General features: G+C 35.1%; 19 protein-coding genes. 16 read left to right on the forward strand and 3 right to left on the reverse strand.

The features are described from left to right. Positions 1-27 precede the first annotated feature (27 nt). Positions 28-624, reverse strand: a complete 597-nt coding sequence (locus PBT89_RS04955) for a hypothetical protein (protein ID WP_270058830.1) — start codon at positions 622-624, stop codon at positions 28-30. 360 nt (positions 625-984) lie between these two features. On the opposite strand from PBT89_RS04955, the gene PBT89_RS04960 reads away from it, so the two are divergent. The 13 genes from PBT89_RS04960 to PBT89_RS05020 all read left to right on the forward strand — a co-directional run bounded on the left by PBT89_RS04960 (position 985) and on the right by PBT89_RS05020 (position 15,355). Then, complete coding sequence (locus PBT89_RS04960) at positions 985-1,386, forward strand: hypothetical protein (protein ID WP_270063652.1); 402 nt, start codon at positions 985-987, stop codon at positions 1,384-1,386. Between the two features lie 107 nt (positions 1,387-1,493). Beyond that, a complete protein-coding gene (locus tag PBT89_RS04965) occupies positions 1,494-2,867 on the forward strand; it encodes an MATE family efflux transporter (RefSeq protein ID WP_270058828.1) in 1,374 nt (457 codons plus the stop codon). A gap of 11 nt (positions 2,868-2,878) precedes the next feature. Beyond that, positions 2,879-3,109 (forward strand): hypothetical protein, encoded by a 231-nt coding sequence (locus PBT89_RS04970; protein WP_270058827.1) that lies wholly within the window; start codon positions 2,879-2,881, stop codon positions 3,107-3,109. 9 nt (positions 3,110-3,118) lie between these two features. After that, positions 3,119-3,691, forward strand: coding sequence for a phosphatase PAP2 family protein (locus PBT89_RS04975; RefSeq protein ID WP_270063653.1), 573 nt, complete (start codon positions 3,119-3,121; stop codon positions 3,689-3,691). A gap of 195 nt (positions 3,692-3,886) precedes the next feature. Continuing rightward, positions 3,887-5,500: a D-xylose transporter XylE gene (gene xylE, locus PBT89_RS04980; protein ID WP_270063654.1), complete on the forward strand. Its 1,614-nt coding sequence runs from the start codon at positions 3,887-3,889 to the stop codon at positions 5,498-5,500. Between the two features lie 171 nt (positions 5,501-5,671). Then, positions 5,672-6,010, forward strand: coding sequence for a hypothetical protein (locus PBT89_RS04985; RefSeq protein WP_270063655.1), 339 nt, complete (start codon positions 5,672-5,674; stop codon positions 6,008-6,010). Between the two features lie 68 nt (positions 6,011-6,078). Next, entirely contained in the window at positions 6,079-8,460 is a 2,382-nt protein-coding gene (locus PBT89_RS04990; RefSeq protein WP_270063656.1) for a TonB-dependent receptor, read from the forward strand. After that, entirely contained in the window at positions 8,457-8,786 is a 330-nt protein-coding gene (locus tag PBT89_RS04995; RefSeq protein WP_270058822.1) for a hypothetical protein, read from the forward strand. The genes PBT89_RS04990 and PBT89_RS04995 overlap by 4 nt, the downstream gene beginning before the upstream one ends. A gap of 60 nt (positions 8,787-8,846) precedes the next feature. After that, positions 8,847-9,980, forward strand: coding sequence for a DUF4625 domain-containing protein (locus tag PBT89_RS05000; protein ID WP_270063657.1), 1,134 nt, complete (start codon positions 8,847-8,849; stop codon positions 9,978-9,980). Between the two features lie 186 nt (positions 9,981-10,166). Further along, positions 10,167-11,579, forward strand: coding sequence for an MBL fold metallo-hydrolase (locus tag PBT89_RS05005; RefSeq protein WP_270063658.1), 1,413 nt, complete (start codon positions 10,167-10,169; stop codon positions 11,577-11,579). Between the two features lie 414 nt (positions 11,580-11,993). Continuing rightward, positions 11,994-13,481, forward strand: a complete 1,488-nt coding sequence (locus PBT89_RS05010; protein ID WP_270063659.1) for a xylulokinase — start codon at positions 11,994-11,996, stop codon at positions 13,479-13,481. Between the two features lie 4 nt (positions 13,482-13,485). Beyond that, entirely contained in the window at positions 13,486-14,796 is a 1,311-nt protein-coding gene (xylA, locus tag PBT89_RS05015; protein WP_270063660.1) for a xylose isomerase, read from the forward strand. Between the two features lie 250 nt (positions 14,797-15,046). Beyond that, on the forward strand, positions 15,047-15,355 hold the full coding sequence (locus tag PBT89_RS05020; RefSeq protein ID WP_270063661.1) for a hypothetical protein: 309 nt from the start codon (positions 15,047-15,049) through the stop codon (positions 15,353-15,355). Positions 15,356-15,386: 31 nt separating this feature from the next. On the opposite strand, the gene moeB is transcribed toward PBT89_RS05020, so the two are convergent. Both moeB and PBT89_RS05030 read right to left on the reverse strand, forming a co-directional pair. Next, a complete protein-coding gene (gene moeB / locus PBT89_RS05025; RefSeq protein WP_270063662.1) occupies positions 15,387-16,478 on the reverse strand; it encodes a HesA/MoeB/ThiF family protein in 1,092 nt (363 codons plus the stop codon). A 324-nt stretch (positions 16,479-16,802) separates the two neighbouring features. Then, positions 16,803-18,605, reverse strand: a complete 1,803-nt coding sequence (locus tag PBT89_RS05030; RefSeq protein ID WP_270063663.1) for an alpha-amylase family glycosyl hydrolase — start codon at positions 18,603-18,605, stop codon at positions 16,803-16,805. A 228-nt stretch (positions 18,606-18,833) separates the two neighbouring features. Between PBT89_RS05030 and PBT89_RS05035 the strand changes: the two genes are divergently transcribed. The 3 genes from PBT89_RS05035 to PBT89_RS05045 are packed head-to-tail and all read left to right on the forward strand — an operon-like array spanning position 18,834 to position 23,610. Continuing rightward, positions 18,834-21,605 carry a glycosyl hydrolase 115 family protein gene (locus tag PBT89_RS05035; protein WP_270063664.1) on the forward strand — a complete coding sequence of 924 codons (2,772 nt, stop codon included), beginning with the start codon at positions 18,834-18,836 and terminating at the stop codon, positions 21,603-21,605. A gap of 9 nt (positions 21,606-21,614) precedes the next feature. Next, positions 21,615-22,799 (forward strand): mannonate dehydratase, encoded by a 1,185-nt coding sequence (uxuA, locus tag PBT89_RS05040; RefSeq protein WP_270063665.1) that lies wholly within the window; start codon positions 21,615-21,617, stop codon positions 22,797-22,799. 4 nt (positions 22,800-22,803) lie between these two features. Next, positions 22,804-23,610 (forward strand): SDR family oxidoreductase, encoded by an 807-nt coding sequence (locus PBT89_RS05045; RefSeq protein WP_270063666.1) that lies wholly within the window; start codon positions 22,804-22,806, stop codon positions 23,608-23,610. Positions 23,611-23,781: the final 171 nt, after the last annotated feature.

The raw sequence follows: 23,781 nt of genomic DNA on the forward strand, positions 1-23,781 counted from the left end.
AAGCCGAATCCTAAGATTCGGCTTTTTTTATTTTTTATTTTCTTCAGGAAGGTATCTTAAGAAATACATGGTATCTCCACTTGGGTGATCCCATTCATGAAATAACTGAAATCCGAATTTCTGATAAACGATCGCATTTTTTCGCATTCTCGTTTCGGCATATAAAGGAAGATTGTAAACCTTAGCTCTTCTGTAAAATTCATTTTTCATTTCTACACCAACCTGTGTGCCGGGACCTCTAGCTTCTTTTAAGATTCCCCAGAACCAGCAATATAAATATTCACCTTCTTGCGGTCGTTGTTTCTTAATGTAATCCTGAGTTTTTACAATTTTATAAGCGTTTTTTACTCCGGTTACATTAAAAACTAAACCTAACTCAGACCAAGCATTTTTCCAGAAATTTTCATCTTTCTTGCTTGTTTTAAACAAAATGGCAATTCCGTTTCCATCTTCACTAACAATAAGCGCATCTTTCTCGATCGCTTTATTTACCATATGCGTTGCAAGATATTCGTACCTTTTATGCTCGTTACCTCCCTTTTTTACAACGTCCATAGACGATGGGATCTCCTTTAAAAGAGTGGTCACTTTTCTTATAATATCTGCTTTTTCTTCCTGATTCAAAATTCGATGATTTAGGTTGCGAATATAATAAATTCATAAGGTTTATGATTCGAGAAGTCTTTTCAATTCAATTAGAAATTTAATATAACTTCTTCATCAAAAGATTTTACGGCCTTTGAGCTTAGAAAATTTTTCTATTGATTGATTTTGTAGTTATTTTAAACTCAAATTTATTCCGAAGAAATAAAGAGTGTTGCTTTATATTTTTAATAGTAGTTTTACTAGCTTTTGTGCAATTTACCTTTAAAAAGGATGCTATGAAATTGTATAAGATCAATAAATGAGAGCTTCAACTAGGTTGCGCAAGCATGACGCTTAAATTAACTTGATAGATAAACACGGTTTTTAAATATTTTTAAATTGATAAAATTTCCCACAATAAATATTTCGAATCCTAATTGGAGCAGGGAAGAAGATCTAACTTCTTTTTTGCTTCAGGATAAATTTATTTATAATAATTCTGAAGCCTATTTTCAGGAATATTTAAAAGACAACCTGTTTTGTGATAGCAACGGAAAAATCTTTAAAATTATAGGTGAAAAACAACCAAAATCGATCTTTAGAAAAGTGTTTTTCTTTTTACCCAATATCTACAAAACCGAACTTATATTCGAACCTACTAACGAATATATGACATTAGAAGATCTGCGCGATTTTTTGATAGAGAGAATAAAAACATTGGGTTATGGTAAATTTGAAGTGAAATGGATTTTAAAAATAAGGCAGGCAAATTCTTATGAAGAATTAATTTTAGGCACGTAAAACTAAAATTCCAACAAAATTGCAGGTTTTAGAAATCTATTTTTTAATGATAAATCAATCTTAAGCCAGATAAAAGCTACTATCTTTGCAAACTTAAATTTTCGATTTTGCAGCTTTCAGATTATACAAAAGAATTCGGGAAAAACCTCAATATTGCTTATCCGGTAATGTTAGGGCAGTTGGGCCATGTTTTAGTGGGGCTTGCTGATAACTTGATGGTGGGTAGATTAGGAGCAGCGCCATTAGCGGCTGTTTCTTTAGGGAATAGTCTTGTATTTATTGCACTTTCTTTAGGGATAGGTTTTTCATTTGCGATCACTCCGCTTATTGCTGAAGCTGATGGATCTGGCGATATAGAGAAAGGAAGAAGCTATTTCCATCATGGTATTATTCTCTGCGGAATAAACGGAATACTACTATTTTTACTATTATTGGTAGCAAAGCCATTATTGTATTATTTAAATCAGCCTCCCGAGGTTGTAGATTACGCGATCCCTTATCTAGAAATTGTAGCGTTTTCGATGTTGCCTTTAATGATTTTCCAAGCTTATAAACAATTTGCCGATGGTTTATCACAAACTAAATATGCGATGTATGCTACAATTTTGGCAAATTTGGTAAATGTACTTTTCAATTATTTATTGATTTACGGAATATGGATTTTTCCTGAACTGGGTCTGGAAGGAGCGGCTATTGGCACATTGATTTCAAGGTTTTTTATGCTTTGGTTTGTTTGGGAAATCCTAAGAAGAAAATCGAAGTTTAAACCTTATTTTGTTTGGTCTAAAAAAGAGTTATTTAAAACCGATATTTTCAAGAAAATATTGAATCTGGGCTTTCCAACCGCTTTACAAATGCTTTTTGAAGTTGCGATTTTTACGGCTACCGTTTTTTTAGCCGGACTTTTAGGAACTAATCCACAGGCAGCAAACCAAATTGCTTTAAATTTAGCATCGATGACCTTTATGATTGCTGTAGGCTTAGGAGTGACGGCAACCATTAGGGTAGGAAATCAAAAAGGATTGCGTCATTATAAAGAATTACGCCGAATTGCCATGTCTGTTTTTCTTTTAGTATTTATTATTGAAGCTATATTCGCGGTAGGTTTTATTTTACTGAAAGATTGGTTGCCTGGCTTTTATATCGAAAATACAGAGGTTGTACTACTTGCAGCCCAATTATTGATTGTAGCCGCTTTATTTCAGCTTAGTGATGGGATGCAGGTGGTAATTTTGGGCGCCTTGCGAGGCTTGCAGGATGTTAAAATTCCCACAGCAATCTGTTTTGTAGCCTATTGGATCATTGGTTTCCCGGTATCCTGGTATTTTGGTAAAGCTGAAAACATGGGAAGTATGGGAATCTGGATGGGTTTGTTGGCGGGATTAACGGCTTCCGCATTAATGTTATATTTTAGATTCAATTATTTAAGTAATAAATTGATTGCGAATAAACCAAACGAAATTAAAGAAGAAACTGTTTAAAAATATATACAATGGAATTTCCTAAATTTTTATTGGGTGATAACACCGATTATTCAGATGCAATTTTTGTAATTCATACTGAATTTCCTCGTTTTATTATTAATCTTGAAAACGATGAGGTAGAATGGCTTGAAGATTTTGATAAATCTGATGAAGAAGAACTAACTAATGAAGCTGAAAGTTTGATTCAGCAGGCTAACGAGTTTTACGATCGCGAAGTAGCGAGATACGAGGAAGATTAAGAAGTTTTTATGGAGAATTTAATTGAACTAGATCATAATTTATTCCTTTATTTAAACAATCTTGGCTCTGAAACCTGGGACTGGATGTGGATCGGTATTAGTGATAAATGGATGGCGATCCCTCTTTATGCACTTCTTTTATTTCTTCTGTTCAAAAAATTTGGTTGGAAATATAGCCTGGCCACAATGGTTTGCATTGCATTGCTAATCACATGTACCGACCAGATGTCTAACGTCTTTAAAGACTTTTTTATGCGCCCGCGTCCGTGCCGGCAGGATGGCATAACCGAATTTGCCAGAATAGTAGCCGAAAGATGTGGCAAATATGGCTTTTATTCAGCGCATGCTTCTAGTACTTTTGCAGTGGCAGTTTTCTTGGGATCTGTATTTAAGAAAAGGATCCCAAAAATGATATGGTATCTTTTAATTTGGGCTGCAATCGTAGCTTATAGTAGGGTTTATCTTGGTGTACATTATCCTGGTGATATTCTAATAGGTGCTTTATTCGGTATTCTTTACGGTTACCTGCTTTATTTATTTCAGCAATATTTGGTTAAAAGATTTCATTTGGTGAAAAAATAATTTTCAGTTATAATAAACTCATTCTTTCTTATCAGGAGTTTTACAGTTTACAATCTTTAACTTTTTTATTGTTTGAAATTTAGCATTTTCAATAATTCCTTTCATTTAAAATTAATAACTGATAAAAAGATTATTCAAAAATTGAAAATCATATAAATTTAAGCTAAACTTGTAGTCTAATTAACTATTAGTAAGATGACAGAAAAAAGCACTTTCAATAATAAACTAATCATTTTAGTCACTTTAGTAGCAAGTCTGGGGGGACTATTATTCGGGTACGACACCGCAGTAATCTCTGGAGCTGTAGGGGCAATGGATTCTTATTTTATTAATCCGCTTGATAACGATAACGTTTTAGCCTCTGGTGCTATTTTAGAATTCAAAAGTATTATCAGTATTGTTTCTATAGGTGTGCTTATTTTATTCGGTTATTTTCTATTCAAATTTTTTAAAAAAATAACCGCGATCGCAATCGTTATTGTTTTTCTTCTAATTACGATTCCGCTCTTTAAAATTTATTTTTTGGATCTCCCCGATTTGCTTACCGAGAATCTAAGAAATTCGATTTTAGGTTTTATGACGAGTAGTGCATTAGTAGGTTGTATCTTAGGAGCTTCCTTTGGTGATTTTATAGCAAACTCGGTGGGTAGGCGAAATGGTTTAATTATTTCGGCGGTTTTATTTTTACTTTCTGCACTGGGATCTGGTTACCCAGAAGCATTTAACATATTTGGAATACAAACACTTTCTTCTTTCATAATCTACCGAATAATTGGTGGAATGGGAGTTGGGATAGCAAGTATGCTGGCACCGCTTTATATTGCTGAAATGGCGCCTGCGAATATTAGAGGGAAAATGGTTTCCTGTAATCAACTGGCAATCGTTTCTGGTATGCTTATCGTATACTTCGTTAATTACTTTATAGTGCAAGGACAAACTGATGAATGGATATCTTCTTTGGGATGGCGTTATATGTTTTTATCTGAAGTTATTCCTGCATGCTTATTTTTCTTTCTCTTATTATTTATGCCGAAAACACCACGTTTTCATGTTTTAAAAGGGAAAGAGGAAAAAGCAAAGTCGATTTTGGATAAATTAAATGTGCAATCTTCTTCAGATCGAATTCTTGCTGAAATAAAAAAGTCGTTTCAAACGAAGAAAGCACATTGGCTATTTTACGGGTGGCCTGTAATAATCGTCGGTCTTTTGCTTTCGGTATTTCAACAGTTTGTAGGAATAAATGTAGTTTTATATTATGCTCCTGAAATTTTTAAAGGGATGGGTGTAGATACCAATGCCTCTATGATTCAGACTATCATCGTTGGCGCTATTAACCTTATTTTTACCGTAATTGCGATAATGACAGTTGATAATTTCGGAAGGAAGAAATTATTATTAATTGGTAGTGTAGTGATGGGGATTAGTATGATTGGGCTTGGTTTCTCGCTTTTTTCTGGTACGGTTGGTTTTACTTCGCTAATTTTAATGTTGGTGTACATCGCAGCTTTTGCGGTGTCCTGGGGACCTGTAACATGGGTTTTACTTTCTGAAATTTTCCCGAATTCTATAAAAGGTGTGATGGCTGTAGCTGTAGCAGTGCAATGGTTAGCAAACTTGGTAATATCCTGGACTTTCCCGATTATGAATAATAATCCATTTTTGGTTGATAATTTCAACCACGGATTTTCCTATTGGGTTTATGGAGCTTTTGCTGTAATTTCAGGAGTATTTGTTTGGAAATTCGTTCCTGAAACAAAAGGCCGTTCGCTTGAAGATATGGAACAGCTTTGGCTGAAAAAGGAAAAATAATAGAGTACCCTTCAGAAAAAATAACTTCAGTAAAAAAGATTTAAAACCAGTGAAATGCAGGATAAAAACTGAAATTTGAAGAATATTTCAGCTATTTTCATGAGGTTGCTACGGAATAATTTGTGGATTATAATCTTGTAAGCGTTCAAATAGTTATTACATTTGCGACTCATGAAAAATTCATCTGGATATATTTCTCTATTTACTGCGCTCTTTGTAGTCTTTGCGCTGGTATATCCTTATGTTCATATTTTTGATCATGATTTTTCAGCAAATTTATCCAAAGAGCATCATCATATCGCTCAAATGGATAAGACATTCGTAAAGTCCAATCTGGATTGTAAGATTTGTGATTTCCATTTCTCAGGAGCAGATGATTTAGAATTTGTCTCTTACGATATTTTTATTCCGCTTAAAGAAAGTATATATTCACTTTCACTTACTCAAACACTTAGGGATTATCCAAATCCTTATTTTTCTTTACGAGCACCACCTGCTCACCGTGTATAATTAGGTTTAATTCTTAGTAATTGATTTTACTAAGACTTTGTTACATTTTTATTTACGGTTTTATTTCTATGAAAATCTTTTGGATAGGTTTATTCTTATCCCTGTTTTTTTATAATTCTTACTCGCAAGATTATAATACATACACGTTATCAGGTAAAGTTTTATCTGAAACAGGGGATGCCTCAGATGGCGCTTACATTAAAATTAATGACCAATTTTACTGGACATCGGCAGATGGTGATTATTCGGCAAAGTTAACCGAAGGTGATTACCAACTTCATGTTTCTATAATTGGGTATCAGTCGGTTGATACTTTAGTTCATCTTACAGGAAATTCAGTATTAAATTTTGAGTTAGAACGAGCGGTCAACGGTCTCGATGAAGTTTTGCTGGAAGGGCACCAACATAAAAAGACAAGTCAAAATGTTTTATATGTCGATAACGAATATTTAGAAGATCAGTTTAGCGGTTCTTTGGCATCGAGTTTAGAAAAACTACCGGGCTTTAATGCCATGCAAATAGGATCGGGAGCTTCTAAACCAATTATTCGAGGCTTAGGGCTGAATAGAGTTGCAATAGCAGAAAATGGCGTAAAACAAGAAGGCCAGCAGTGGGGAGCAGATCACGGGTTAGAGATCGATGCGTTACAAGTAGAGAATCTTGAAGTGATTAAAGGAGTTGGTTCGATTGCTTATGGTAGTGATGCCTTAGGCGGAGTTGTTCGCATTAATAATAATAAAGTCCCTAAAGAAGGAATTTCAGGTAGCGTTTATAGCTTTACTAAAAGTGTAAATAATAGCCTGGGAAGCTCTGTGCAGGTAGCATATAGGAAGAAAGATTGGTTTGCAAAAGCAAAAATTACCGGAATCAGTTTTGCAGACTATAAGTTACCGGCAAAACAGATCTCCTATCTAAATTTCGATATACCCATATTTGATGAGAAACTTAAAAATACAGCAGGGAAAGAGCTAGATTGGTACGGCCAATTTGGAGTAATTAAAGACAATTTCACCTCTACAATTAGTGTAAGTAATGTATATCAAAAATCTGGGTTTTTTCCTGGTTCTCATGGTATACCAGATATTAGTAGAGTACAGCCCGATGGTGATGCCAGAAACATAGAAGAACCCTTTCAGCGGGTAACTCACTTTAAAATGATTAGTAATTCTGATTTTGATTTTAAGAACGGAAAACTAGATGTCGATCTTTCTTATCAAAAAAATCATAGGCAGGAATGGAGTTTATTTCATACGCATTATGCCGGCCAAGAACCGCCAGAGGTAAATCCAAATTTAGAACTTGATTTTGATTTAGAAACTTATGGTGCCAAAGCAACTTATCATCATAATTTTAGTAAAGAACATGAGACCCAAATAGGAGCTGATTTTCAATGGAAAAATAATACAATTGAAGGCTTCAATTTTCTTTTGCCAGAATATCAGTCGGCTAATTATGCCATGTTTGTTATCCATGAGTTTAAACCTTCTTCAGAAAATTTATGGACCTTAGGAACGCGTTTTGATTACGGAACCATAGATATGGAAGGATATTATGATCCTAATTTATATGAATTCCTTCTCGGGAATAATCAATCTGAAGAAACTGCAAATAGCTACGCTCAAAGAAGTCGGGATCTGGATAGAGATTTTAATAGTTTCAATATAAGATTAGGCTGGGATCACGAATTTAATGAGCACTGGAGCAGTAAAATTAATATCGGAACAGCGTTTCGTTTGCCAACCGCAATAGAACTTGGAGCGAATGGAATTCATCATGGTTCTTTTAGACACGAGCAGGGTGATCCAAATTTAGACCCAGAGAAGGGTTTTATGGCAGATATAAGCCTAAATTTTGCTCAAAATTCATGGAAAATCAATCTTAGTCCGTATGCTTATTTTTTCAGTAATTATATTTTCTTAGAACCAACTGGAACATTCTCTCTATTGCCACATTCTGGGCAATTATACAGCTATACTGAATCTGAAGCTTTATTAACCGGACTCGAATTTAGCATAGACAAACAAATAGAACGATGGCATTTTGGATTGGCTGGGGAATATTTGTATAACCAGCAATTAACATCAAAAAGTTCACGTAATTTCCCGTTGCCTTTTACGCCGGCCAACAATCTTTTTACTGAAGTAGGTTATCAACTTTTTAATTCTTCGGAGACTTTTAATAATTCAGAAATAAGCATCAATAACCGGTTGGTTATGGAGCAGGATCGCATCGCCCAGGGAGAGGAAATCACGCCAGGTTATGGATTATGGGGTTTAGGATTACACAGCGATTTAAAATTCAATAAGTTTCAAGCTAAAGTTAATTTAAGAGTAGATAATCTTTTCAACAAAAAATACTTTAATCATACCAGTTTTTATCGCAGACTACAGATTCCAGAGATGGGAAGAAATATTCAACTAAGTATTAAAATTCCATTTGGACAATCATGAGGAATTTGTTGTTGATATATATTAGTCGATTGCTATTGCTGCTTTTACCATTTGGGCAAATTTTATGGTCTGCACATTTGGTTTTAGAAGAGCATGCCAATTCTTTTGAGGTAAATGATCTAAAATTTGAGAAAGTAAGCTCACCGCATTGGTGTTCAGATTTTTTACATGGCGAAAATCGTGGGTTACTTCCCAATATTACGCCCGAAGAAGAATTTTTTAGCATAGCAGTAAAAAAACGAACTTATCTTGATGTTAGTTCTTATATCAAGACTTTAAATTATTTAAGATTTTATGTGCGAGGACCGCCCGTGTGTAGTATTTAATTCAGAAAAAAATTAGAATACAGATTTAAAGAAACACACATTTAAACATAGAATTTTAAAATGAAAAATTTTTCAATAAAAGTAATAGGTCTATTAACAATAGCATTCTTCGCATCTTGTAGTAGTGACGATGATAATATTTTAGATACAGAGGCACCGGAAATAACGATTAACGATCCCGTAGAAGATGAAGCTTTTGCAGTAGGCGGGGAGTTGCATTTTGATGTCGATTTAAGCGATAACGACGCTTTAAAATCTTATAAGGTAGATATCCATAATAATTTTGATGGGCATACACATTCTGGTGTTTTAAATAGTACTGTGGCTGTAGGTACAAAGCAGGCTACAACAATTAGTCCTTGGTCACATAATGAAAGTTTTCAAATTGAGGGTATGCCCCAAACCTATCATGCACACAAACATATACCGATTCCTGACGATATTGCAGAAGGTCCTTATCACTTAGGAATCACGGTAGTTGATGCTTCAGGAAACGAAAATCAGGTTTATGTTCAGGTTATTATCGGTGAAGATCATACAGGAGAAGAGCATGGGATTTCAATTACCGATATCGAAAGTGAAGATGTTGGGAGAGGATCAGAGATGCATGCTGAAGCTCAAATAAGCGCTGAGCACGAAATTAGCTCAATTTCAGTAGGTATTCATGGTCACAATCTTAATCCTGAAGATGGAGAAATCAAGTGGACTTTCGATGAAACTTTCGATGATTATAGTGGTACTTCTGCAGAATTTCATGAGCATATCGATATTCCAGAAAACGCTGCTTTAGGTGAGTATCACATGTCAATTACCGTTGTTGATGCGGAAGGACATTCTCATACAGAAGGAGTTCATTTTCATATCACCGAAGCAGGTAACAATGCAGAAGCCATTTCTTTCTCAGAGTTAACTGTAGATGAAGAAGTAAAAGCTGGAGAAGAAATGCATGTAGATACCGAGATTACCAGTGAGCATGGTATCGAAAATGTAGAAGTTCATATTCATTTTGAGGACGGTGAGGGTTGGTCTTACGAGGAAGATTTTCCTTATGAAGAAGAAACTTCGATCGATTTTCATAAGCACATCGATGTACCGGCAGATGCTGCAATCGGCGAATATCATCTATCTATAGAAGTTACAGATCACGATGGTAACACAGCAAATACAGATGCGCATTTTAAGGTCGTTGAATAAGTAATAGGTATTTCCACTTTTTAAAAGAAAAGTGATTTGATTTAAAAAGGAGATCTTTCGGGGTCTCCTTTTTACTTTTATACTGAAAGGAAATTTAATATTTATCGTAAGTGTTACCGGCTAGTCTTTAATCTTCTTTTATTTTTGCATAAATAAAATTTAAATTATCCTTTTTCAAATAGAAATATGAAAATAGAACAAATATATACCGGATGTTTAGCTCATGCAGCTTATTACATAGAAAGTAATGGAGAAGCCGCAATATTCGATCCTTTAAGAGAAGTAGATTCTTATATAAAAAAAGCTGAAAGTGATAATGCTAAAATCAAGTTTGTATTTGAGACTCATTTTCATGCAGATTTTGTAAGCGGGCATTTAGATCTTCAGAAAAAAACAGGAGCAGAAATTGTTTTTGGTCCAAATGCGAAACCAGATTACCCTGCTTTGATAGCTAAAGATGGTCAGGTTTTCAAAATTGGGGATTATACCATTAAAGCCATTCATACACCCGGCCATACGATGGAAAGTACTACCTATTTATTGATAGACGATAAGGGCAAAGAGCACGGCATAATAACAGGCGATACTTTGTTTATTGGAGATGTTGGTCGCCCAGATCTTGCCCAACATGTGGTTTCAGATTTAAGCCAGGAAAAACTTGCAGGCTACCTTTACGATTCTCTAAGAAATAAAATAATGCCCCTAAGCGACGATCTTATAGTTTATCCAAATCACGGTGCGGGATCTGCTTGTGGTAAAAAGATGAGTAAGGAAACTACCGACACCTTGGGTAATCAAAAGAAAACAAATTATGCACTAAGAGCCGATATGACCAAAGATGAGTTTATAGATGAACTATTAAATGGTCTTACCGCACCTCCTAAATATTTTCCGCAGAATGTTTTATTGAATATCGGTGGTTACGAAAGTTTTGATAATGTAATGAAACAGGCCGGTAAAGCATTAGTTCCAGAAGAATTTGAGCTAAAAGCAAATAGTGATGCATGCCTTATTTTAGATACCCGTAATGCGACCGCTTATGCAGAAGCGCATGTGCCAAATAGTATTAATATTGGTTTAAGCGGAAGTTTTGCACCATGGGTTGGAGAAATGATACCAAGTTTAGAAACGCCTATTCTATTAGTGACCGAAGAGGGAACTGAAGAAGAAGCGATTACCAGATTATCCAGAGTAGGTTATGATAATGCACAGGGATACTTAAAGGACGGTATCCAGAGCTGGAAAGAAGCAGGTAAAGAAGTTGCGCGTATAAACCGGATTTCTGCGCAAAAACTAAAGCATGAATTTGAAAATGGAACTGCAATAATAGATGTTCGTAAAAAAAGTGAATTCGATTCAGAACATATCGAAGGAGCCATAAATGTACCGCTTAGCCAGATTAATGAGCATTTAGAAAGCTTTCCACAGGAACAGAAGTTTATTATTCATTGTGCGGGCGGTTACCGCAGCATGATTGCAGCTTCAATCTTACAACAACGGGGATGGACTGATCTTACAGATGTTACCGGAGGTTTTAAATCGATAAAAGAAACTTCAATTCCAAGAACGGAATATGTTTGCCCAAGTACGTTATTATAGTTGTTCACAATAATTTAGATAATACAAAGGCTAGCTTTTAAAGCTAGCCTTTTTTGTTCTCAGGATGGTAAATAATCCGAGGCTCGCCTAGCCAGTAATCTTTAAAGTTTAAAATGCGTTCCGATAAAATGCTGCTTGGGCTTGCTCTGGAGAAATTGGTTTCTATTTAACTACGGTCAAAATCTAGGTGAGAATTTCAATAAAGTGAAAAATCTAAAATTATGGTTATAGCGAAATTTTAGATTTTTTCTTTCTCGATGATCCGCTAATCGTTTATATCTTAATATTTCAAATTTAATTTCATTATTAGTCATTTTTAGTCTTTAATTTTTGATAATAGTCAAAATTTAAATTATACTTGTAGTCAAATAAACTATTAGTAGTTCGAATCTAAAATTATAAAACCATCATTGAATGTATTTTTTAGGAATAGATCTGGGAAGTAGCTCTGTAAAATTATCCATTTTCGATGCTCACGCGGGCAAAAGTATAGCCGCAGTGGGAGAGCCAAAGTCTGAAATGGCCATGGAAGCCGCAAAGCCTGGATGGGCAGAGCAAGATCCAAATCAATGGTGGGAAAATGTAAAGATTGCACTACAACGTTTACATACTGAATTTGATATTGATTTATCCAAAATAAAGAGTATTGGTATCGCCTATCAAATGCATGGATTAGTTTTAACAGACAATACCTTAAAACCGGTTAGACCCTCAATAATTTGGTGTGATAGTCGTGCGGCAGAGATAGGAGAAAATGCTTTTCATGAAATAGGTGAAGAAAAATGCCACGAAATGATTTTGGGAAGTCCCGCTAATTTTACTGCTTCAAAATTGAAGTGGGTAAAAGAGAATGAACCTGAAATTTATCAAAAAGCGGCTTATATGATGCTTCCGGGAGATTATATCGCAGCTTGTTTTAGCGAGAAAGCACAGATAAGTAAAGGAGGTTTGTCTGAAGGGATGCTCTGGCACTTCAAAGAAAATCGGCTGGCTACTGAGATTTTAGATTATTATGAAATTTCAGAAGATCTAGTTCCAGAGATTGTTTCTAATTTTGGTGATCATGCCACGATATCTTCAAAAATCGCTAAAGAATTAGGGCTTTCAGAAGATGTGAAAATTACATATCGTGCCGGGGATCAGCCCAATAATGCGATGTCTCTAAATGTACTTAGCCCGGGAGAAATTGCCACCACTGCAGGAACTTCCGCAGTAATTTATTCGGTTAGCGAAAATCATGCTTTCGATAAAGATAACCGTATTAATACTTTTTTACACGTAAATAATCAAGAGCAGGAAAATAGAAACGGAGTAATGGTTTGTATTAATGGCTCGGGGATTTTATATCAGTGGTTACGCAATATTTTATCTACCGGAAATGAGCAATTATTGGATTATGATTATTTAAATGAAATGGCTGCAAAGTCTAAACCGGGGAGTGAAGGTTTAATTTTTCATCCTTTTGGGAATGGTGTAGAAAGAATTTTTCAGAATAAAGAAGTATCCTCCGGAATCTCAAATCTTAACTTTAATATCCATAAAACACCGCATTTAGTGCGTGCCGCTTGCGAAGGAATCGTATTTGCGATGAATTACGGTTTTGAAATTATGCAGGAAGTTGGTGCTTCTGGAAAAACCGTGCGTGCAGGTAAGGATAACTTGTTTTTGAGCGAAGTTTTTAGAGAAATTTTCGTGAATACTACAAATACCACACTTCAACTTTACAAAACTAATGGTGCTGATGGTGCGGCAAGAGGAGCGGCTTTTGGTTACGGACATTACGAAACATTAGAAGAAGCTTTCGGCAGCCTAGAATGCTTACAAACTATAGAACCAAAACCAGAGTTAGTAGAAGAATACAAGACAATATATAATAACTGGAAAAAAGCGATTAAATTTTAATATTATGAGTAATTATTTTAAAAATATCGATACCATAAAATTTGAAGGTAAAGAGAGTGATAATCCTTTGGCTTTTAAATATTATGATGAAAATAAAGTAGTAGCGGGGAAAACTTTAAAAGAGCATTTAAGGTTTGCGGTGGCTTATTGGCATACGTTCAACAACAAAGGGGGCGATCCATTTGGTGCTGATACCGAAGTGTTTGAATGGGATAAAAAAGAAGATCCCGTGGCGCGCGCAAAAGATAAAATGGATGCTGCTTTCGAATTTATGACAAAGCTTGGTGTACCTTATTACTGTTTTCATGATGTAGATCTTGTGGATGAAGCACCAACTTTGGGAGAGTTTGAAAAGAGAATCCAGACCGTTACAGAATATGCTAAACAAAAGCAGGAGGAAAGCGGACTCAAATTACTTTGGGGAACGTCGAATTTGTTTAGTAATCCAAGATACATGAATGGAGCATCTACAAATCCCAATTTTGATGTGGTTGCTTACGCTGGTGCACAGGCTAAAATAGCTCTGGATGCAACAATTGCTTTGGGAGGCGAAAATTATGTTTTCTGGGGTGGTCGTGAAGGTTATATGAGCCTGCTAAATACTGACATGAAAAGAGAGCAGGATCATTTGGCTAAGTTTTTAGGAATGTGTAGGGACTACGCTAGAAAAGAAGGTTTTAAAGGTAATTTCTTTTTAGAGCCAAAACCTATGGAACCTACAAAACATCAATACGATTACGATGCTGCAACTTGTTTAGGTTTTATTAATAAGTACGGACTTAAAGACGATTTCAAACTAAATATTGAAGTAAATCACGCAACACTAGCCGGGCATACGTTTGAGCATGAATTACAAACAGCGATTGATGCTGGGATGTTAGGAAGTATAGATGCTAACCGCGGAGATTACCAAAACGGCTGGGATACCGATCAATTCCCAATCGATCTTTTTGAAGTAACCCAAGCCATGATGATTATTCTTGAAGGTGGTGGTTTACAAGGTGGCGGAATTAACTTTGACGCAAAAGTTAGAAGAAATTCTACAGATCTTGAAGATAAATTTATAGCTCATATTGCCGGGATGGATGTATTTGCAAGAGGTCTTATTACTGCAGATCATATTCTTAAAAACACAAAATATAACAGCTTGAGAAAAGATCGTTATGCAAGTTTCGATAGTGGTAGCGGTAAGGATTTTGAGACTGGAAAACTTACTTTAGAGCAATTAAGCGAATTAGGAAAAGCAAATGGAGAACCAAAACAAATAAGTGGAAAACAGGAGCTTTACGAGCAAATAATCGCTAACGCATATTAAATTTTTATAATTTATTTTGAAAAAAGATCGCTATAATGCGGTCTTTTTTTGTTTAATGAAAAATAAACCTAAAAGTATTTGTATGAAAATCATAGTGTTTACGGCGGTTTTCAAAAGAAATAGACAGAACTTTTATGTAGGGTGAATTCTAAAAAAGTAAGAATATCCCTTCTTGAGGGTATTGAGATGGCTGAAACCGAATAATACATTTGTACGTATAATAGTTTAACCAATTATACTTATATCAATTATGAATTATTTAGTTTTTCGTCACTTTTCGGTTTTAGAGAAATTTATTTCAGAATTTAATGAAAGTAAATCTTTGCTATCAGTGGCTTCAAATAAAAGAGAGCAATCTAAGGCAGAGTATAAAATGGATCTTGTAATTTTCAATTTTGAAATTTATACTTCAAAATATCCGGAAATTTATAATTTCTTTCTTGGTAAAATTAATGATGAATTTAAAAGACGTGAAGCGTGGGATAAATTACGATCAAAAGATAATTTTGTGCCTTACCTTAAAAATTTAATGAATTCTTTTCAGGTTGAAACTGCCTAGTTTATTTTAGAAATTTTAAAGGAATTCTAACTTACAAAGTATCATTTTTAACCTTAGTAATGGCATTAATTCCGCCATTAATATTTATAAAATTACCAGTTAATCCTAATTCTTTTAGTAAGCGAATAGCCTTTAAACTGCGCACGCCCGACTGGCATAAAAAGAATGCTGGTTTTTGAGTTTCGATAGTTTTATATTTCGAATTAAGTTTGGTTAACGGAATATTTTGCCACTGCTGATGAGAGGTATTTTCGAGATTTTGCTTTTTGATCTCATCAGGATTTCGAACATCGATTAATTGAATATTTTCAGAATTCCATTTTGCTAAAAAGGTCTCAGCACTAATATCATTAATTTCTGAAGTACAACTAAATTCATAGGATTTTTGAAGCTTTTCAATTTCTAAATTCTTAGGATTTAAGCTGAATTTTATTTGCTGCTGAAGTTGACTTAATCCGTCAAACAATACTAATTTACCAGAAAGTATTTCACCTATTCCGGTAATCACTTTTACCGTTTCTAAAGCTTGTAAACTTCCTATGATTCCGGGGATAATTCCCAAGACTCCATTTTCGTTGCAATCTGGGATTTCTTGAGGATTTGGCATTTCAGGAAATAGACATCTATAAGTGGGACCGCCTTGATAATTAAAAACACTAACCTGACCTTCAAAAGCTTGTATCGCTCCGTAAATCAATGGTTTTTTTAGTATTACACATGCGTCATTTACCAAATATCGCGTTGCAAAATTGTCTGAAGCATCGACAACGACATCAAAATTTTCAATAATTTCTAAAGCATTTTCCGTAGAAATAAAAGTTGAAAACGTCGTAATCTCAATTTCGCTATTTAAAGCTTGCAATTTTTGTTTCGCTACTTCAACTTTAGATTTGCCTATATCACTTTCTGTATATAAAATTTGGCGTTGTAAATTGCTTATATCAATAATATCATTATCTACGATACCAATTTTGCCGACACCCATTCCGCATAAATATTGAAGAACAGGAACACCAAGGCCACCTGCTCCAACTACCAAAACACTTGCTTCTGCTAGTTTTTGCTGGCCTGCTATGCCAAATCCCTGAAGTCGCGTTTGTCTTGTATATCTTTCGTTTTTCACTGGCATAGCTTTTTAACTGCTAAAATAGCTGCTGGATTCAAACCATAAATATAAAAACTAGCTTATAAGTTTAACAACAAATATTAAAAAGATCCCGATTAGTTTGAATGATAAGTAAAGGGCAATAAGAAAAACCTGAAGAAATTAATCTTCAGACTTTACAATTATCGATTATCTGTAATTTGTAATACTTCCTACTTTCGTCATTCTAGAACTTGATCGGGAATCTCATTCTATATTTTAAAACAAATTAGTGAAGAGACCCTGAACCAAATTGAAGGTGACCACAATTCTTTATGATATATGGTCGAAATTCAAAAAATATTAGTTAAGTGTATAAATTAATGCCGAATAAGCCGGAATATTAATTTTACCGGTCCATTCTTTTTGATCGGTAGCTTCATGTAATTTTTGAACGTCTTGAACTTGAAGTTCTGAAAAATCTTCGTCATAACCTTTCCAAGTACTGTTGAATTTTATTTTCCACTCCATTTGTTCCAGTATGCCAATTCCGTAATCCTGATAATCCTTATTGCAAAAATTGAGTACCACAAGCACAGGATTTTCATCGGTAGTTCGCTTAAAGGCTAATATTTTAGTTTCGTTATTACAATGGACAATTTCTGTATGTTGCCCTCTTAAACCATCTGCACCCGATATTTCTCCTGTTCTAAGTTTTATAAGATCGGAGCTTAAATGGTCAATACCTTCCATTCTGTTTAATTTATCCCAATTTAACTGAACGTTATCCTGAAAATAACCATCTTCCATAAATTCCTGTCCTTGGAAAATCATAGGTATTCCCGGAGAGGTCATCACCAATGCTAAACCTAAGATCGCACGTTTCTTAGCGAAAACACTTTCTGCATCTCCTGGCTGTATTTCTTCTGGTACGCGAGCTTTGCCGTTAGCAACTTCGTCATGAGATTCAGTATAAATTACACGATTAAATGCATCGCTATTATATCTATATGTGATCGCATCGACAATTTTTTTTATATCACGGTCATCATCTTGCATCGTGGTTAAAACCTCTCGAACCGGATGCACAAATTTCATATCCCATTGGGTACCATATCCTAAGCCGCCATTTTCAACATCTGCAGTAACAATATTATCAGCTTTCAGATCTTCAGCAACAGTAATAATATTAGGATATTTCGATCTGATTTCAGCATTGATATCTCGCATCATCATAATACCTTCTAAAATTTCAGTATCAAACCCCAAACCACCGCCTTCGTAACGAATGTAAGAGGTTGCATCCATACGCAGCCCATCGCAATGATATTTTTCTATCCACATGAGAGCGTTATCTCTAAAATATTGTCTTACTTCAGCACGGCCATAATCTGGGCGCGTGTCTCCCCAAGGCGTAGCACTACGGTGATCGTTGTAAAAATAAATACCTCCTTTATCATTTTCGTGCCATCCATCAAACTGCCAAAGATCAACATCAGATGGGCCAAGATGATTGTAAACAACATCCATAATTACTCCAATTCCGCGTTGATGCGCAGCCTTTACCAAACGAAACAATCCTTCAGGACCTCCATAATCCTGCTCGATAGCGAAAGGATAAGCTGGATTATATCCCCAAGAAATTCCACCGGCAAACTCTGCCACCGGCAATAATTCGATACAATTTATGCCAAGATCTTTTAAATAGTCTAGTTTTTCAATAACATCGTCAAATGTTCCTACTTGATCGGGATGTTTGCGATTAAAAGTTCCCACGTGTAATTCGTAGATCACAAGAGAGTTCCAGGAAGGTAATTGATATTCATCATTTTCCCAGTCAAAATTAAGGTCTCTAACTATAGAATTTCCGTCACTATTGGTTACTTCAAAAGCATAAGGATCATTTCTATAAAGAGATTGGTCGCCATTGTGGATAAGAAATTTGTATTGGTCGCCTTTTTTAGCTTTATCTGTAGTACCGGCCCAATAGCCATTATCTTCAGCTTCCAGTTCTAGATCATCTGGATTCCAATCATTAAAATCTCCGGTAACCGCAACACGATTTGCATGGGGTGCCCAAACTCTAAAGGTGGTAAAGTTTTCTTCTATAATTGCGCCCATGCCAAGTGATGGCGCTATAGGATAAGTAGTGGAATCATTTTTCATTTTTATGGTTCTATTAGTGATCTAAATTTACAATTCAAAAGACTTGGAAATATTTATTTGTGAGATATTTAACCACGCATAATTATTAAAATTCATGACAGAACAGGACGAGTGATTTAAGTAGTTTACTATATTTATACTTAAAACGTTTTAATGCTTCAATTGAGATATATTTTATGTTGTTTTTGCTTCCTTACGATTAGCTGTTTTGCATGTCAAAAGCAAAAAATGGAAAGTGAAGCCTTCTCGATTAGCACTATTTGCTACGATAAAAATGGCAGTAGTTTAGATTCTATTTCTGCTCATTTACTTGCGGAAGATATTTTTCAAATGACCGGTAAAAAACCAAATGTTCTTACGTCAGATAAAGCCTTTCAAAAATCAGCAATCTTAGTAGGTAGTATTGATTCTGAATTTATTCAAAAAAATCTTTCAGAAGACATTCCAAAGTCATTTCAGCAACAAAAAGAAAGTTATTATCAAGGTTGGTCTAAAGCCAAAAAGCATTTTATTATTGCAGGAACTGATCCTCGCGGAACTGCTTATGGAATCTTCGATTTTGCTGAAAAAAATGGTGTTTCACCTTGGTATTGGTGGGCAGATGTTCCCGTAACTCATAAAGATGAATTAGATTTTCCTTCGGAAGCTTATTTTTCTAAAGAACCTTCGGTAGCATTTCGGGGTATATTTTTAAATGATGAAGATTGGGGATTGCAACCCTGGGCTTCCAAAAATTTTGAACAAGAAACAGACGATATTGGGCCGAAAACGTATTCAAAAATCTTTGAATTAATATTACGATTGAAAGCGAATACTATTTGGCCGGCAATGCACCCGTCGACTAAAGCATTCTTTCATTATCCCGGAAATCCTGAAATAGCCCAAAAGTATCATATTGTTTTAGGAAGCTCGCATGCCGAACCGATGTTGCGAAATAATGTCGATGAATGGAAAAAGGAGTTTGGCCATTTCGATTACAAAAGCAATCAGGACACCGTTAAAAAGTACTGGGAAGATCGAGTAGCCGAATCTAAAGATATCGATGCTATATTTACTATTGGAATGCGAGGCATTCACGATAGCGGAATGGAAGGCGTTAAAAGTATCGAAGAAGCCGCGAATTTGTTAGAAAGAGTGATTGCCGATCAGCGCGCAATGTTAGAAAAATATCGAGGGAAAAGTGCAATTGAAATTCCACAAGCCTTTACCGTGTATAAAGAGGTGCTAGATTTATATGATTACGGCATGAAGTTACCAGATGATATAACGCTGGTTTGGACCGACGATAATTACGGATACATTAGAAGATTAGGAAATGAGAAAGAGCGTGCCAGAAGTGGTGGTGCGGGAGTCTATTATCACGCGTCGTATTGGGGGCGTCCGCACGATTATTTGTGGCTTAGTACGACCAATCCCGCTTTAATTTGGGAAGAAATGCATAAAGCCTATCAAATGAATGCTCGTAAAATCTGGATTCTGAATGTTGGAGATTTGAAACCTGCGGAATATAATATGCAGCTATTTTTAGATATGGCTTATGATATGAGTCGATTTAAATCTGCTTTAAAAGTTGAAAATCATAAAAATGAATTCTATGAAACTATCTTCGGAAAAGAACTTGGAACTCAAATTTCAGCATTAAGAAAAGAATATTACGATTTAGCCTGGGAACGCAAACCGGAATTTATGGGTTGGAGCCAAACCGAACCTACTACGGAAGTTAAGTCTACTTCATATTCAGCATTTGATTACGGCGATGAGATTCAGCATCGATTAGAAACATATCAAAATTTAGGAAGACAATCAGATCGTGTTTTTGAAAATAGTCCAGATTCGTTAAAAAACACCTATTTTCAATTAGTGCAATATCCAATTAAGGGCGCAATGTTTATGAATGAAAAGCAGTTGAATCGCGATTTAGCCGAAAAATATGCAAAACAGGGAAGATTGAGCACAAAAATATTTCAGCAACAATCATTAGCTGCGTATGATAGTATTCAGAAAATTACAGAAAGGTATAATAGAATAGTTGATGGAAAATGGAACGGAATCATGTCGATGAAACCTAGAAATTTACCGGTTTTCGAGAAACCAGAATTCAGTTCTAAAATCAAGAATATCGAAAAATCGGTTGATTTTTATATTGAAGGAGATTTTGACAAAGTGAATAAACTACCAACTTTTTATAAAGGCGCTAGCGATACCTATTTTATGGATATTTTTCTTACCAAAGAAGGAATCGTAAAATGGAGTTTAAATGATCTTCCGGAATGGATAATGGTTTCTAACAGAAATGGTGAATTAAATTCAGATTTCAATGAACTTCAAAGCCGAATTTATTTTCAAATAAACTGGAATCAATATAGAAAATCTAGAAATAATGATGATCATTTTATACTTCAACTAGGTAGAGATTTTCATCAAATAGATCTTCAAATTAAAGAATATCAGTATAGAGAATCAGGTGTTTTCGAGAAAAACGGGATAACCGTTGTGTATGCTGAGAACTTTCAAAAGAAATCAACTTTCAAAAATAATAATTGGCAAAAGATTGATGGTTTAGGCTATTCTGGTGCGATAATGCAGGCAATGCCATTTGATAAAAATTCCTTAGATACTTTAAATTTTGAAAAAAATCATGCAAAATTGAGTTATGAGATCACTACGGAAACGATTACCGATAATGCAGAATTAATTATTAATGCGCTTCCTACGCATCCAATAACTAATAAACATGGCCTGAGAGTAGGTGTTCAATGGGATAATGAACCAGTTGAGATTCTAAATTTCGAAACCCATGGAAGAAGTGCAACTTGGAAAGAAAATGTTCTTAGTAATAAAGCTGAAGCAAGATTACCCGTAAAACTTTTAAAGTCGGGAAAACATACTTTAAATATTTATATGATCGATCCGGCAGTTGCTTTAGATTTTATATATTTAAAAACAATCGATAAACCCTTACCTTACGGTTTATTAAAAGAAACAAAATTAGAAAACTAAATAAATAAAATGATTTTCGAACAAAGCTGGCGATGGTATGGTCCCAATGATCCTGTCTCGCTAAATAGTATAAAACAGGCCGGTGCTCATGGTGTGGTTACGGCGTTACATCAAATTCCTGTAGGCGATATTTGGACACAGGAAAATATTCAGGAACGTATTAATTTGCTCGAAGAGAGCAATCGATTACATTCTTTTAAACTACATTGGAATGTTGTAGAAAGTTTGCCTGTACATGAGTTTATAAAGCAAGGGCGACCAGAAAGAGATCAGTTAATCGAAAATTATAAAGAAAGCATTAAAAATTTAGCAGCATGTGGCGTAAAAACCATTTGTTATAATTTTATGCCGATTTTGGATTGGTTAAGAACAAACGTTAGGTTTGAATTAGAAGACGGAAGCACGGCATTATTACATGAAATGATCGATGTGGTGATTTTCGATGTGTATATGCTGCAACGTAAAAATGCTGAAAAATCATATTCAGATGATATTTTGCAAAAAGCGCGTGAAAAATATGATAGTCTTTCAGATGAAGAAATTAAAGTCTTAAAGCAAAGTCTTTTAATGGCATTGCCAGGTGATAAAGATGGTTTTACTATTGAAAAATTGAAAAAAGGTCTGGCACAATATGATGGTATTTCCAGAGAACAACTTCAGGATAATCTGATTTATTTTCTAGAAGCGGTAATTCCGGTTGCTGAAAAGTATGATGTAGTTTTAGCAGTGCATCCAGACGATCCGCCATGGCCTGTTTTTGGATTGCCCAGAATTGTGAGCAATGCTGAAGATTTGAAATTTATTTTTGAAAAAGTCCCATCAAAGCATAACGGATTAACATTTTGTAGTGGAAGTTTAGGTGCTTCGGAAGACAATAATCTTCCCGAAATTATAAAAACCTGGCATGATAGAATTCATTTTGTGCATTTACGTTCGGTAAATCGCGTAGAACCCTATCATTTTTATGAAGCCAATCATTTAGAAGGAAGTGCTAAAATGTTCGATTTGGTAAAGACTTTTTATGAATGCTCCAAGGGCAAAAATCGGCTTTTACCGATGCGGCCAGATCACGGTCACGAAATGATGGACGACCAGGGGAAACCTTATTATCCTGGATATTCTGCAATAGGAAGGTTACGTGGTTTAGCAGAATTACGCGGATTAGAATTTGGAATTATAAACGCATTGAAATAATAATATGTTTGAATTACACGGAAAAGTAGCTATTGTTACTGGAGGAAATGGAGTTTTAGGCGGAGCAATCGCTCATGGTTTATCAAAAAACGGTGCTAAAGTGGCGATTTTGGGTAGAACGGAAGAAACAGTTAATAGTAGAGTTGAAGAAATTAAAAATAGTGGAGGAGAAGCTCTAGCCTTGGTTGCTGATGTTCTGGAAAGATCAAGTTTAAAAAGCGCAAAGGAAAAAGTACTTTCTGAATGGGGAAGTATCGATATCTTGGTAAATGGCGCCGGCGGAAATAAAAAAGGCGCCGTGATTACTCCAGATCAAGAATTTTTTGATCTTTCTTTGGACGCATTAGATGGTGTAAATCAACTCAACTTCAACGGAACTGTATTGCCAACGCTTGTTTTTGCCGAAGAAATGGTAAAACAAAAAAAGGGAAGTATTATCAATATTTCATCGATGGCCGCACAAAGAACTATTACTCGGGTTATGGGGTATTCCGCTTCAAAAGCAGCGATCGATAATTTCACCAAATGGCTTTCCGTAGAAATGAACCATAAATACGGCGAAGGAATTCGCGTGAACGCCATAGCGCCCGGATTTTTTGTAGGGGAACAAAACAGAGATCTATTATTAAACGAAGATGGTTCTTTAACTAATCGCGGACAAAAAATTGTAGATCAAACACCTATGGGACGTTTCGGTGAACCAGAAGAATTACAGGGTGCTGCGGTATGGTTAGCGAGCAATGCCTCAGCTTTCGTAACTGGAACGGTAATTCCGGTCGATGGGGGCTTTAATGCGTTTAGTGGGGTTTAATATTATTTGTAAACTGAGATTATATTAAATATTTACTAAAAAAAGAGAAAAATAATTTGTGTAATCGATTGCATAATTCTAAATTAGTATCAAATAATTCTCAGGCTAGTCCGGGATGCAATTTTCGCTAATTATGAATAAATTGCTCTTTTATTCTATAAAATCAGAAAA

The organism is Zunongwangia sp. HRR-M8 (genome assembly GCF_027594405.1).
In the GTDB taxonomy this organism is placed as follows: Bacteria; Bacteroidota; Bacteroidia; order Flavobacteriales; family Flavobacteriaceae; genus Zunongwangia.